General features: G+C 34.7%; 13 protein-coding genes. 7 read left to right on the top strand and 6 right to left on the bottom strand.

Annotation, left to right across the window (positions count from 1 at the left end; all coding sequences use genetic code 11):
• The first annotated feature begins 15 nt into the window (after positions 1 to 15).
• Positions 16 to 633, top strand: coding sequence for a T9SS type A sorting domain-containing protein (locus tag ABRY23_11165; protein ID MFA3783610.1), 618 nt, complete (start codon positions 16 to 18; stop codon positions 631 to 633).
• Positions 634 to 781: 148 nt separating this feature from the next.
• Here the strand turns inward: ABRY23_11165 and nadA are convergent, their stop codons facing one another.
• The 5 genes from nadA to ABRY23_11190 form a co-directional block, all read right to left on the bottom strand.
• Entirely contained in the window at positions 782 to 1,723 is a 942-nt protein-coding gene (nadA, locus tag ABRY23_11170; GenBank protein ID MFA3783611.1) for a quinolinate synthase NadA, read from the bottom strand.
• Entirely contained in the window at positions 1,720 to 2,592 is an 873-nt protein-coding gene (gene nadC / locus ABRY23_11175; GenBank protein ID MFA3783612.1) for a carboxylating nicotinate-nucleotide diphosphorylase, read from the bottom strand. Before nadC ends, nadA begins: the two co-directional genes overlap by 4 nt.
• A 20-nt stretch (positions 2,593 to 2,612) precedes the next feature.
• Positions 2,613 to 4,187 carry an L-aspartate oxidase gene (gene nadB, locus ABRY23_11180; GenBank protein ID MFA3783613.1) on the bottom strand — a complete coding sequence of 525 codons (1,575 nt, stop codon included), beginning with the start codon at positions 4,185 to 4,187 and terminating at the stop codon, positions 2,613 to 2,615.
• 282 nt (positions 4,188 to 4,469) lie between these two features.
• Complete coding sequence (locus ABRY23_11185) at positions 4,470 to 4,970, bottom strand: septal ring lytic transglycosylase RlpA family protein (protein ID MFA3783614.1); 501 nt, start codon at positions 4,968 to 4,970, stop codon at positions 4,470 to 4,472.
• 79 nt (positions 4,971 to 5,049) lie between these two features.
• On the bottom strand, positions 5,050 to 5,235 hold the full coding sequence (locus tag ABRY23_11190; protein ID MFA3783615.1) for a hypothetical protein: 186 nt from the start codon (positions 5,233 to 5,235) through the stop codon (positions 5,050 to 5,052).
• A gap of 269 nt (positions 5,236 to 5,504) precedes the next feature.
• Between ABRY23_11190 and ABRY23_11195 the strand changes: the two genes are divergently transcribed.
• Positions 5,505 to 6,515: a DUF4922 domain-containing protein gene (locus tag ABRY23_11195; GenBank protein MFA3783616.1), complete on the top strand. Its 1,011-nt coding sequence runs from the start codon at positions 5,505 to 5,507 to the stop codon at positions 6,513 to 6,515.
• A gap of 356 nt (positions 6,516 to 6,871) precedes the next feature.
• On the opposite strand, the gene ABRY23_11200 is transcribed toward ABRY23_11195, so the two are convergent.
• A complete protein-coding gene (locus tag ABRY23_11200) occupies positions 6,872 to 8,014 on the bottom strand; it encodes an aminopeptidase C (GenBank protein ID MFA3783617.1) in 1,143 nt (380 codons plus the stop codon).
• Positions 8,015 to 8,181: 167 nt separating this feature from the next.
• On the opposite strand from ABRY23_11200, the gene ABRY23_11205 reads away from it, so the two are divergent.
• The 5 genes from ABRY23_11205 (at position 8,182) to ilvB (ending at position 14,645) form a co-directional block, all read left to right on the top strand.
• Complete coding sequence (locus tag ABRY23_11205) at positions 8,182 to 9,216, top strand: isoaspartyl peptidase/L-asparaginase family protein (GenBank protein ID MFA3783618.1); 1,035 nt, start codon at positions 8,182 to 8,184, stop codon at positions 9,214 to 9,216.
• 65 nt (positions 9,217 to 9,281) lie between these two features.
• A complete protein-coding gene (locus ABRY23_11210; protein ID MFA3783619.1) occupies positions 9,282 to 9,935 on the top strand; it encodes an HAD family hydrolase in 654 nt (217 codons plus the stop codon).
• 16 nt (positions 9,936 to 9,951) lie between these two features.
• Entirely contained in the window at positions 9,952 to 10,713 is a 762-nt protein-coding gene (locus ABRY23_11215) for an enoyl-CoA hydratase/isomerase family protein (protein MFA3783620.1), read from the top strand.
• Between the two features lie 511 nt (positions 10,714 to 11,224).
• Positions 11,225 to 12,907 (top strand): dihydroxy-acid dehydratase, encoded by a 1,683-nt coding sequence (ilvD, locus tag ABRY23_11220; GenBank protein MFA3783621.1) that lies wholly within the window; start codon positions 11,225 to 11,227, stop codon positions 12,905 to 12,907.
• Between the two features lie 19 nt (positions 12,908 to 12,926).
• Positions 12,927 to 14,645: a biosynthetic-type acetolactate synthase large subunit gene (gene ilvB / locus ABRY23_11225; GenBank protein ID MFA3783622.1), complete on the top strand. Its 1,719-nt coding sequence runs from the start codon at positions 12,927 to 12,929 to the stop codon at positions 14,643 to 14,645.

Consider the following 14,645-nt stretch of genomic DNA (forward strand, 5'->3'; position numbering starts at 1 on the left):
GTGGGGAAATAAAAAATGAAAACAATAATAACATTTTTGTTGTTAGCCGGAATGATTTCGGCGCAAGCAATACATAGATTAACTCCCGGCACAAAAGGCAACAAAATAATATTGACAATAGAGAACTCGTCAAACGCAACTGATATGACCGATATAAAAACAGTCGTATCAAAACAACTTTCAAGCATTAACTTTCAACTTTCGGAAAAAGAAATAGAAAAGATAGAGAAGCAAAGCTCCAAAGATGTTGAATTTACTTTTGATGTAAACAGAACGGTAGATATAAATAAAACAGACACATTAAAATTCTTGATTACGACCAAAGTAGGAAGCTGGACAAAAGAAATATTGATTGGATACGAGTCCCCAACAGAATATAAATTAGAACAGAACTATCCGAATCCATTTAACCCGGAAACAGTGATAGGTTATCAGTTACCAGTGTCGAGCAAAGTCACATTAAAGATATATGACATACTCGGGAGGGAAGTTGTAACATTGGTAGATGAAAGACAAGAAGTCGGTTACTACGAAAAGAAATTTAACGCAGAAAACTTAGCAAGTGGAATGTATATCTACAGATTGACTGCTGAAAAAGTAAATCTTGTTAAAAAGATGATGGTGCCAAAGTAAGGGATACGCGTACGGTTGTTGAATTCGTCGCGGCCATAAATTTCGAAGCAGAGCATCAGACACCGGCATTAATAGATGCAGGCCTTGAAACCGCTTGCAGCTTGGTGTGTGGACTTATATTTTGGGAGATGAAAGAAGCAAATTACAATCACACTACAGCTAACATTCTTTCAATTGGTAATCTAGCCTTTGAAGCAATTTTTTCAGGCACCTTCACTTCGTATTGCTCATTTAAAAGCGCATAATATAGTTTATCAATTGTTATCATCTTCATGTATTCGCAAACAGCATTCTCACTTAGCGGAAAAAATCTTGCATCTGGTCTTACTTTTTTTAATCGATGCAAAATACCAATTTCAGTAGCAATTACAAATTCACTTTTGTTGGATTTTCTAACGTAATTAATCATGCCCTCAGTAGAAAAAATATGAATATCTTTACAATCGAAATACATTTGTGATTTAAGCATACAGGAAGAAGAGCAACCACATTCAGGATGAATTAAAAATTCTGCATCAGGGTGTTCAATACGTGCATTATCAAAATTAATATCACCTATTTTTTCGTGAACGTGACACGCACCATTCCAAATTTGCATTTCTCTTCCAGTTACTGCCGAAACATAGTGTCCTAAAAATCTATCAGGCAGAAAAAGTATTTTTTTATCAGGCGGGATAGAGTTTACTACTTTAACAGCATTAGATGAAGTTACACAGTAATCACTTTCGGCTTTAATTTCAGCGGTAGTGTTCACGTACGAAACCACTACTGAATCAGGATGCTTTAGTTTCCAGGCTCGTAGTTGTTCTAAAGTTATAGATGCAGCTAAAGAGCAGCCGGCGTTGAGGTCGGGTATTATAACTTTTTTTTGAGGGGAAATTATTGATGCAGTCTCTGCCATAAAATGAACACCGCAGAAAACGATTAAATCAGCCTCTGTTTTTGATGCTTCAATTGAAAGTCCAAGCGAATCACCAACATAATCTGCTACATCTTGAATATCAGGTATTTGATAGTTGTGAGCTAAGATTACTGCATTTTTTTCGGTCTTCAAACGATTTATTTCATTGATTATTTCGGTGTGGGTCATTTTTGTTGTTGCTCCTTTTTATAATTTGGCATTTTACTAACTATATACATACCAATGTCCAAAGCTTTAACAGAGTGGGTTAAGGCTCCAACTGAAATAAAGTCCACCCCTGTATTAGCAGTTTTTTTAATTTTATCAAGTGTCATTTTGCCTGAGGCTTCTACCAAAGCTTTACTATTGATTAATTTGACTGCCTTAGTCATATTTTTTAGACTCATGTTATCAAGCATAATAATGTCTACTTTACAATTCAATGCCTCTTTTACTTCCCTCAAATTTTTAGTTTCAACTTCTATTTTTACTTTTTTTGGGGATTTCGCTTTAATTTGTTCAACAGCTTTTGTGATGCTTCCCACAGCTTCAATATGATTATCTTTAATCATAATAAGATCGTAAAGGCCCATTCTATGATTTTCGCCGCCACCGGTTTTCACTGCGTATTTATCTAAGATTCTTAATCCGGGTGCCGTTTTTCTTGTATCAAGAATTTTTGTATTTGTCCCATGTAATTTGTTTACAAATTTTCTTGTTAATGTTGCAATGCCGCTCATCCTTTGTAAAAAATTTAGTGCTGTTCTTTCACCGCTTAACAGTGCTCTGTAAGAGCCTGTAATTTCTGCAATTGTCATACCCTTATGTATATATGTGCCATCTTTTACAAATTGTTTCCACTTTACTTTTGGGTCGAGTTGTTGAAAAACTAACTTCGCCACAAATCCACCCGCAATTACCCCCTCTTCTTTAGCAATTAATTTGGCTTTTGCTTTTTTATTAGGTGGTATTAAGGAATTTGTAGTAATGTCACCAGTTTTAATATCTTCACGAAGGGCATTGTTAACAATATTTAATATTTCTTTTTTGTTCAGCATGGAATTGCAATAGTGCCTTATTAATTGATCTTTTGAAATTTTATAGATTCACCTTTTTTCTGTATAGTTGTACAAATTAGTGTCTTGTCCTCATCTTTAAAATCACTTCTAATGTGACAGCCGCGGGTTTCTTTTCTAAATAGTGCAGCGTTAGTGATTAGACTTGCTACTGTAAGTAAGCTTTTGCAACGTGATAAATAAAGCTCGTCTTCTTGATTTTGAAAATCGATGAATTTTTCTTCTAACTGTTTTTTTGCAGTCGAAAGGCAGTCGTGATTTCTTACAATGCCTACATTATTCGAAAGAATCTCAGAAATATAGTTCTTACATTGGATATAAATTGGTTTGTTATTTTCATTGACTACAAAGGGAGCTGTTCGTTCAAAAAACTGCTGGTTATTTATTTCTAAATCTTTCATATTTTCTACTGCTCTGTTACTGAAAACGAGGCATTCTAAGAGTGAATTGCTTGCTAATCTATTTGCACCATGAACCCCAGAAGATGCTGATTCACCTACAGAATAAAGTCGTTTTATATTTGTCTGTGCATATATTCCTGTTTTAATCCCCCCAATCATGTAATGAGCAGCTGGGGCTACTGGTACTGGGTCTTTAGTAATATCAATTCCATATTTAATTGCTTCATTATAGATGTTTGAAAAACGACTTTTAATTTTTTGTGGATCTAAGTGATTTAGTTTTAGGAAGACAAATTGTTTTTTGGTTTTTTTCATTTCGTTAAATATTGCTGTGGATAGAACATCTCTTGGTGCTAATTCGTTTATTTTTTGTTCGTTTAGGAATCTAACATCTTTGTGATTTACAATTATAGCTCCTTCACCCCTTACTGCCTCACTAATTAAAAATGTCTCCCCGCTTTCTGTGTAAAATGAAGTTGGGTGGAATTGTATAAATTCCATACTTTCAATTTCAGCGCCTGCTTCGTAGGCTAAGGAAATTCCTTCGCCTGTAGATACGTGTGGATTAGTAGTTCTTGAATAAATTGCAGATGCACCACCTGTAGCCAATATAAATGATTTGCCAGTTAACAATAAATTTTCTTTTTGTGATAAATTATAAGCGGATACACCATTGCATTCACCGTCGTTAACTAAAAGTTTATGTACAATAGTATTTTCTAAAATATCAATATTCTTTTTCTCTGATATTAGTTTAGTGACAAACTTAACTAATTCTTTTCCAGTAGCATCTCCGCCAGCGTGCAGAATTCTTCTTTTACAATGTCCGCCCTCAAGTCCAAAGCTAATTTCTCCATTTTTGTTTTTGTCGAACGGCATACCCATGTTTATTAATTCAATAATTTGTTGTCTGCCCTCTTCTACTAAAATTTTTACAGCTTCTGGTTTACACAACCCTCGGCCTGCTTTTATTGTGTCTGCATAATGCTCTTCTGTGCTGTCGTTGGGACTAATTGCTGCTGCAATACCGCCCTGCGCCCAATATGAATTGCTGATTTGAAGCGTCGATTTTGAAACTATTAAAACTTTGCCATACTTACTTGCTTTTAGCGCAGTATGTAAGCCTGCAAGTCCACAGCCAATTATTACATAATCATACTTTAAAACTCTACTCATGATAAATTATTTTTTTAGAAGCAAAGTTATAAAATTTTGTTAAGATAACTTATTAATTGACAGCTTATTTGATTTTTTATGTCGAGCAGGAGTTTAGGTTATCGATATCTATCAAAAACAGCTTTTTTATTTTAAGAATGGTTTGAAATTAATGTTTCAAATAATGATTGATGCAAAATTTATGTTGGTTTTTGATGTGCCTGTTAAATTAGAGTTTAATGAATAAAAAACCCAGCCTTAATTAATTTAAAGCTGGGTTCTATTTCTCATTTGTTTTTTATTTTAATTTAGTGTTAATGCTGGTGAAGTATTAAATGGAAGAAGCACTTCCTTTACGCTAACCTTAATAACGCCTCGTCTTATCATTCCAAGTGCTAATGCAGTCCCTTTAGAAAGATCAAGGTCTCTGCCTTCAATGTAAGGGCCTCTATCGTTTATTCTAACAAGAGCAGATTTTCCATTTTTTAGGTTGGTGACCAACAGCATTGTACCAAAGGGTAAAGATTTATGGGCAGCTGTAAGAGCCATTTGGTCATAAATTTCACCGTTAGCTGTAAGTCTACCATGAAAGCCTGGACCGTACCATGAGGCTATCATTTTCCCTTTATCTTTTAATTTTACAGAAAAAAGATTCGGTGAAGCATCTTTACTTATTGAATTAGTAGTTGCATCATTATATTCAATGGCAGAAGTATCGGATACCCCTGTAAAACCGATACTTGCAGCTATAAATGTAATGATGATTACTAACCTGCTTGCACAGGCAAGTTTTAACTTACTCAATATTACCTCTCTTATTTGTTATACATACCTAATTGTTGTTATAAAAATTTGGCGTAGTAAAAAGCAACCAGTTAAAAACCTATATTGCTAAGTGAGCAGGAAAAAGTGGGTGTGCAGACCCGAATTTAACATTAGAATTAAATGATAAGTATAGAGTGTAAGCAAGAATACTTTTACCTAAGTTAAATGATGGTATAGACTGCAGTAGGTGAATAGTTTCCCATATCATTTTTTTAGAATTATATGTCACTAATTCTTTTTTCATTAAAACTCTAACTAATGTAACTTTCTCTCTAAATTTGATGGACTAATTTAGGTAATTTATCCTGTACTACAAAAGAAAATTTTTGTGTTTCATTTAAGTATTAACAATTAATATGTTAGCTAAAAATTAATTTAGTTGTAGTGGATTGAGTATTCCTGCATTTTTTACAAATCATGGAAGTATTAAATCAATTTTTTAGATAATTTTGGGTGGTATTTTTAAGTTCATTTATCTTGCAAAAATTTTTGATATAGGCATAAAGTGAAATAATGATTAAGAAAATTATTGATATCAAGAACTTAAAGACGCAGAACAATGGTTTATTCAGTGAAGCTGTCAAGAACTTTTTTTATATACAATTAGAGAAATGGGACCTTCTAAAACAAAATATCCAAAATTTAAAGGAGGTTAAGACAAAGGAATTTAACTTTGGTTTATATGATATAATAGCTCAGTTTAATCCCGCTCGCATAAAATCTACTACTGCTGCTGTTGATAAAGATTCTATAGAAAACAGAAAATGTTTTTTGTGTCTCGATAATTTACCAGCTGAACAAATAGCGTTACCTTATGAAAAAAACTATTTAATTTTATGCAATCCATATCCAATTTTTCCAGAGCATTTTACAATTGTGAGAACCCGGCATAAACCTCAGACAATTGTGGGTGCTTTTGGTGATTTGTTGAACCTTACAAAAGATTTAAGTAAGTATTTTGTGGTTTTTTATAATGGTCCCCAATGTGGTGCTTCTGCACCTGACCACATGCATTTTCAGGCGGCTACTAATGGAATTATGCCTCTTGAAAAAAACTATTATCAAATTAAGCAAGAACTCTCAACATGCATTTTTAAAAATGATAAATTAGAAATTTACTGTGTAGAAAAATATCCGGCTAAGTTTTTTTTATTCGAGTCTGATAGCAAAGGAGAACTACTTTACGCATTCAAAATTTTTTTCAATAACTATAGAAAAATATCTTCCTCTAAGCCAGAACCAATGTTTAATATTCTTAGCAAATTTGAAAAAGAAAAATGGCATGTTTTTATCTTTCCAAGATTAAAACATCGCCCCACTTACTATTTCGAAAAGAACGAAAATAATTTTGCTATTAGTCCAGCCGCGGTTGATCTTTCCGGGCTGCTAATTGTACCTCGTGAAAATGATTTTAATAGGCTAACAAGTCAGATAGTACTTGACGTTTACAAGCAGGTAACTTTAACTACTGAATACTTTGAGTACCTGAAAAAGAAATTAAAGGAAGTTTTTGCGGCTAAGTGATATTTGACTAACTGGAAAAGTGTATAATAAATTTAGCTAATGCGAATCCTCATTTTGTTTGCTCCCAACTAACAAAGTAATTTATTATTTATTATTTATGATTTTAGATTATAGACCCGTAAGGAAAATTTTTTAGTGAAAAATTTGGGTTAAATTTTCAAATGAAAAGTTGTTTGAGTCATTTTAATTTGGGTAGCATTAAGTATTATTAAGATGAGACTGTTCAAAAAAGAAATAAAGATAAATTTTATCCCAGCAGTTTTATGAATTAAAGCTTTATTTCTAATAAAAATTTATTTCTTATTCTCGCATAAGCATAAAATTTACTTTTTTGAACAGTCATAATAGTTTACGAGTTAAATGCCCAATTTCAATCGAATATCTTTCGGGATAGCATCTTTGTGAACCATAATTGCAATTGTTCTAAGTCTTACAAATGGTTCAGAAAGATACCAATAACCATCATATTTTTTATCTTTTGTGCCCCACGAATTTTTTGTGTAATAGAATTTTGTGCCTGCTTGATCTTTTGCTAGACCAGTTATGTGCATAAGATGGTCATCTGTAGTAGTATAATTGTCGTATGCTTTTTGTCGCTCTTCTTGCGTAATATTTTGTTCTTTTTCAGGGCCTGTCTTAGCTGTATCATTTTCAACTGGAACTACTGCATATCCTTCTTTACGATAAAAATTGTCGCTGCCAACATCGCCGTCCCATGCAACTGAATAGCCGTTAGCTAAGGCATTATCCATAATTTTAATTAGTTCATCAATTGGAACGTTGTAATATTTGCCTTCAGCCCAATTATCAGGTACTTCTAGTTCAAAGCTAGTGTAAAATGGGTGATGTGTGTAAGATGTTATTTCAACATAATCTTTAGTATTTATACCCAGACTTTCAGCAAAGCTTTTGGGTGTATAAGTTTTTCCTTTGTATTCAAAAGATTGTGGTACTTTTCCAAAGTAAATATCTAAAATAGCATTCACAATCTCTTTATAATGCTGAGTGATTTTATGTTGTTTTACAATAGTATCTAAAACAGATTTTAGTATGGCATCTAATTCAAAGTTATCGTGGAGCGAGTCACCTGGTTCCAAACCTGGATAAACATTTTCAGGAACAGCTCCGTAAGTGTCAAAAATTTTTAGAACATCGTGAGCTTGTCCACCTGGTCCAAAATTGGTCAATCCATGATATCTCACATATCTTTCGGCTTTAAGTGGATAAGTATACCTTACGTTAAACATTTCTGAAAGGTTATAAATGCCTTTTCCCATCCGCATCAATTCACTTTCAAGGAAAGATTGTGTAGCAAAATCCCAACATGTTCCAGTTCTTGCCTGGTTTTTTACTGGGGTTGTGCCTACTTCATAAATCATTGTGAATATATGCCTATCTTTTTTTTCTTTGTTGTCGTCTTTGTTTTTATTTTGTGAATTAATTGTGGCGACAGCAAACATTAAAATCATAACTGCGTAAAACATGTTTTTTATTTTCATTTTACCTCCTGTGTTAAGAGAATATTAATTAAAGAGGTATTAATTTATCAATTATGTATCTTAAATAGAAGGGAAGGAAATAATTGAGTTGGGTAAAAACTTTTCTTTGCTTTTTTCGGTTGACACATATAATTTTTCCAATGAGATAAACAATAAGGGGATTGATAATGAAAATTTCGGTTAAATATTTCCTATTAGTTTTTATTTGGTTTTTTTTAGTGGTTTCTTACGCACAGAGCAATCATAAATTTGGGATTGCACTGCACGGCGGTGCCGGCACGATTCTTAAGAAATACATGACACCCGAAAAAGAAAAAGCCTACCATGACAAGCTTCAGGAAGCACTTGAGAAAGGATACTCAATCTTAGAAAATGGCGGCAGCAGTCTGGATGCAGTTGAAGCCGCTATAAACATTATGGAAGATTCACCTTTGTTTAATGCAGGCAAAGGAGCAGTGTTTACTGCTAATGGAATCAATGAACTCGATGCTTCAATAATGGATGGAAAAACTTTGAAAGCTGGTGCTGTTGCACGGGTTTCTCACATTAAAAATCCAATTTCGCTTGCAAGAATGGTAATGGAAAAATCCCCTCACGTACTTTTGGTTGGCGACGGTGCGGAACAATTCGCTAAAGAGCATGGAGTTAAACTTGTTGACAGTAAATACTTTTTTACCAAGGAAAGATGGGATGCTCTTCAAAAGATAAAAGAACAGGAAAAAAAACAAAGGCAAAACAAAACAGGGTTCCTCCCAAAACCAATTTATTCAGAACCATTAGATGAAATGTTCGGCACTGTGGGAGTAGTAGCATTGGATAAAAACGGAAACCTTGCAGCAGGTACTTCAACCGGGGGAATGACCAACAAACTCTACGGAAGAGTTGGCGATTCACCCATTATTGGTGCTGGTACTTATGCCAATAACAGAACATGCGCCGTTTCTGGAACTGGCTGGGGTGAATTTTTTATTCGACTTAACGTTGCAAAAGATATTTCTGATTTGATGGAATATAAAGGAATGAGTTTGAAAGATGCTGCAGATGAAGTGATTATGAAAAAACTTCCGGCTTTAGGCGGCGATGGAGGTGTAATTGCAATTGACAAAGATGGAAACATCGCAATGCCATTTAATACCGAAGGCATGTACCGCGCTTATCACATTGAAGGAAGCGAACCTGTAATTAAATTTTATAAGCAATAAAAAATTATTTTTGATTTGCATGCCTTTGGTAAAATAAATTTTCTAAAATATTACGAGAAATTATTATGAAAATAAATTGTGTGGTTTTTGATTTGGATGGAACTCTGGTAAGCTCTCATTTAACTATATATGATACTACCGTAGCAACAATGAAAAAGCTTGGTATACGGGGTGATTTGCCAAAAGAAGAATTTTACTCGAGACTTGGTCACCACTTTATTGACATTTTCCGAGAATTTAATATTGAAATACCCGATTTTGAAAAGTTTATTAGTATTTATAAATCGCTTTATTTTGGATTTATAAATACTTCGTCGTTATATCCAGGGGTAACAGAGACTTTAACTCGTCTTAAAAAAAATAAAGTTAAAACTGCATTGTTAACTACAAAGGGGCAGGATCAAGCGGAAAAAATTTCAGCATATTTTAAAATAGACAAATACCTTGATTATATAATGGGTAGAAGAGACGGTATTGCAAATAAACCATCACCAGAACCATTGGAAATAATTTTAAACGAGCTTGGAGTACAAAAAAGCCAATCGCTAATGGTAGGAGATACAGAATTAGATATTCAATGCGGAAAAAATGCTGGCATATGGACTTGTGCTGTCACTTTCGGTTATAGAAAAGCAAAAGAACTAATAAATGAAAGGCCTGATTTTGTTATTGATAATTTTGAAAAAATATTTAATATAGTTATGGAAAATAAGGGTTGAGCATTACGGGGGTTATATGAATAACGATGGTAAAATTACAACTCATTTACACAATGGAGTAGCTACAATTTCTTTTTATCACCCCAAAAGTAATTCTCTTACTAAAAAATTATTGAAAGAATTAACAGCTGCAGTTGATTCTTTTGCAAAACAAAAAAATGCTAAAGTAATAGTATTGCGCAGTGAAGGAAATAAAACTTTTTGTGCAGGTGCTTCCTTCGATGAACTGTTGGAAATTAACGACTTTAAAACTGGGAAAGATTTTTTTATGGGCTTTGCAAGATTAATTAATGCAATGAGAAAGTGCCCTAAATTCATAATTGCAAGAATACAGGGTAAATGTGCTGGCGGCGGTGTCGGCATTGCAGCTGCCGCAGATTATACTTTAGCTTCAAGTGAAGCCTCAGTTCGATTGAGTGAATTAGCACTGGGAATCGGTCCCTTTGTTGTTGGTCCTGCTGTAGAACGAAAAATAGGCAGCACAAATTTTATTACTATGTCAATTGATGCTGAATGGCACGATGCATTTTGGGCAAAAAATGCTGGACTGTTTACAAAAGTATTTGCTACAATTGATGAAGTAGATGATGCAGTTTCCAAACTTGCAAGTAAAATTGCAGGCTGCAACCCTGAAGCTATTGAACAATTGAAAAAAGTATTTTGGCACGGCACAGAAAGTTGGGATAAGCTGCTGGAAGAACGCGCTGAGATAAGTGGAAAACTGGTTCTATCGGATTTTACAAAAAAGTATATACAACAATTTAAAACTAATAAATAATTGAGTGTTACAAATAACTTGGCTGTTTGCTCGAAAAGTGAGTCGTTAAAAAATCCCACTAATTTTACCGAACGGAAAAAGTTTCTAGAATTCTATTAGCGGTTCTAATAGAAAGATTTTCAAGCAGAAAGTAGATAGCCGTATTTTTATTCATCTAATAGTAAATTTTATTCGGAACAAAAAATAAATTTCTTGACACTACTAAAATAAGCTCCTATATTTGCACACAAGTTTTATGAACAACACGATTAAAAATATAACCACAAGTTTAAATGTTGTCCAACCCCATGACAACAGTCGCGTTGTTACATTTAATTCACTAAACGTCTTATCTTTAGATATTCTTCTGCTAGGGATCATTATTAGCATTCTAGTGCTAATTATTATTGGCTAATAATAAGGTCGATCCCTAAATCAAACATCATTATTTAAAAATTAACTTAGGGGTCGACCCGAACCCCTTGCGAGTATATCTGAAGATTTTTTAAATAAAAATCTATCAGAGGTTACTGTGCGGTCAGATTTAATTAAAAAGGGTTTTGAAAAAGCACCTCATAGAAGCTTGTTAAAAGCAACCGGCGTTATTAAGTCAGAAGAAGATTTTAACAAGCCTTTTATTGGAATTTGCAATTCATACACGGATTTAATTCCAGGTCATGTGCATCTCCAAGAATTTGGAAAAGTAATTAAAGAAGCAGTAAGAGAAGCAGGTGGCGTTCCTTTTGAATTTAATACTATTGGTGTTGACGATGGAATTGCTATGGGTCATCTTGGAATGCGGTTTTCTTTGGCAAGTAGAGAATTAATTGCTGATAGCGTGGAAACTGTTGCAGAAGCCCATAGACTCGATGGACTTGTTTGCATTCCAAATTGTGATAAGATTGTTCCGGGTATGCTAATGGCTGCTGCTCGTTTGAATATACCAACTATTTTTATATCGGGTGGACCAATGAAAGCAGGCAAGACCTCGACCGGCGAAAAAGTGGATTTGATAAGTGTTTTTGAAGGAGTTGGAAAATTTAATTCTGGTGAAATTAACTCCGAACAATTAAAAGAGCTCGAGAATGTAAGCTGTCCAACCTGCGGTTCGTGTTCTGGTATGTTCACCGCAAATTCAATGAATTGTTTGATGGAAGCTTTAGGCATAGCTCTTCCAGGCAATGGCTCTATTTTAGCTGTTGACCCCAAAAGAATTGAATTAGCTAAACAAGCTGCTAAACAAATTATCTACCTTGTGAATAATGATATTAAACCCTCAGATATTTTTACACGCCAGGCTTTTAGAAATGCTTTTGCACTCGATATGGCAATGGGTGGAAGTACTAATACTATTTTACATTCTCTTGCAATTGCACTTGAAGCCGGGTTTGAGTTTGACTTAAAAGAATTAAATGAAATTGCATCCAAAGTGCCATATATCTGTAAAGTTAGTCCAGCCTCTAAAACAGTTCACATGGAAGATGTTGACCAAGCCGGAGGAATTTCTGCAATATTAAAAGAACTCTCCAAATTAAATGGGGTTATCGATACTACATGTTTAACAGTTACCGGTAAAACTCTTGGCGAGAACATAAAAAATGCTGAAATAAAAAATACAGACGTTATTCGTACAGTAGATAACCCATATTCAAAAGTAGGGGGCTTGGCTGTTCTTTTCGGAAATCTTGCACCCGAGGGCTCAATTGTTAAAACAGGAGCAGTTGAACCTTCAATGCTTGTTCATAAAGGTCCAGCAAGAATTTACGAATCACAAGAAAGTGCTTTAGAAGGAATTTTAAATGGTGAAGTTCAACCTGGAGATGTGGTTGTTATTCGGTACGAGGGACCAAGCGGCGGTCCCGGAATGCCTGAAATGTTAAGTCCTACAAGCGCAATTATGGGAATGGGTTTGGGCGATAAAGTAGCCTTGATTACTGACGGGAGATTTTCAGGTGGAACAAGAGGTGCTTGTATTGGGCATGTATCACCAGAAGCTGCTGCAAGAGGTCCAATTGCTGCCCTTCGAAACGGAGATATAATTTCAATAGATATTCCTAATCATTCATTAAATGTTGAACTCCCCCAGTCTGAAATTGAAAAAAGGCTGAGTGAACTTCCACCTTTTGTACCAAAAATTAAAAAAGGATATTTAGGCAGGTACGCTGAAATGGTTACATCTGCTAGTAAAGGGGCAATTTTAAAAACAATTAATTAATAAATTAAAGGGAATTCTTATGAAAAAAGCTAACCCAATTCTTAGTGGAGCCGATATATTTTTTGAATGCCTTAAACGTGAGGGTGTAGAATATATTTTTGGCTACCCAGGCGGAGCCGTGCTTAAGCTTTATGAAAAGTTGTACGATATTGATTTTCTGCAACATATTCTGGTTAGACATGAACAAGGTGCAACTCACATGGCTGAAGGTTATGCAAAAGCAACAGGTAAAGTAGGAGTAGTGTTAGTCACCTCTGGACCAGGAGCAACTAACACTGTTACTGGAATCGCTGATGCTTACATGGATTCTGTTCCAATTGTTGTTTTTACTGGTCAAGTGCCTTCCCATTTAATTGGTAACGATGCATTCCAGGAAGCAGATATTGTTGGAATAACTCGTCCAATTACTAAACATAACTTCCTTGTTAGACATGTTGAAGAGTTAGCACCTACAATTAGAAAAGCATTTTACATTGCTTCAACTGGAAGACCTGGACCTGTACTGGTTGATTTACCAAAAGATGTTATCAATTCTTCGTGCGAATTTGTTTATCCTGAAGAGATTGACATTCGTGGATACAAGCCGAATTACAAGGGGCATCTTAATCAAATAAAAAGAGCTGCTGAGGTAATTAGCAATGCAAAAAGGCCGCTACTTTATGTGGGTGGAGGCGTAATTATTTCTGGGGGCTCCCGTGAATTGGCTCTTTTTGCCCGAGAAAATAAATTGCCTGTTACTATGACACTTCAAGGCTTAGGTGCTTTTCCAGGTACAGATGAGTTATCGCTCGGAATGCTTGGAATGCACGGCACTTATTGGGCTAATCAAGCTGTGAATAACTGTGATGTACTTGTTTCTTTAGGAGCTAGATTCGATGATAGAGTAACAGGAAAAGTTGAAACCTTCGCCGTTAATGCTTTCAAAATTCATGTGGATATAGACCCTACATGCATAGACAAAAATGTGATAGTTGACTTGCCAATTGTTGGCGATGTAAAACATGTATTGGCAGAACTTGCAGCTGAAATGCCTAAACCACCTGCAGTAGACGAGTGGTGGGAACAAATTTATAAATGGAAAGATGAATGCCCACTTCATTATGAAGATAACGATGGCAGGTTAAGAACTGAATTTATTATTGAAAGACTTTCTCAAAAAACAAAAGGTGAAGCAGTAATTGTTACTGATGTTGGCCAGCACCAGATGTGGACAGCACAATATTATCAATTCAATCACCCGCGCTCAAATTTAACAAGTGGCGGTTTAGGAACGATGGGATTTTCTGTACCTGCTTCTATTGGGGCTTCTTTTGGAGTTAAAGATAGACCAATTATTTCAATTAGCGGAGACGGTGGCTTCCAAATGAACATGCAAGAATTAATTACTGCTGCCGCTTATAAAGTTCCTGTCAAATTTATAATAATAAATAATAGCTTTTTAGGAATGGTTCGTCAATGGCAAGAACTTTTCCACGCCGAGAAATATAGCTTTACAGATCTTTCTAACAGTAATCCCGACTTTGTTAAAGTTGGTCAAGCTTTTGGAATTGAGTCGTACTCTACAGACAATCCAAAAGAAGTAGACTCGTTATTAGACAAAGCATTAGCTGTTAAAGATAGACCAATCCTAATTGAATTTAAGGTAGTTAAAGAAGATATGGTATTTCCAATGGTACCATCTGGCGCTTCAATTTCAGATATGATAGTAAAAAGATTAAATCCAAAGGGACTGATGTAA

The sequence above is a fragment of the Melioribacteraceae bacterium 4301-Me genome (assembly GCA_041538185.1).
GTDB lineage: Bacteria > Bacteroidota > Ignavibacteria > Ignavibacteriales > Melioribacteraceae > Pyranulibacter > Pyranulibacter aquaticus.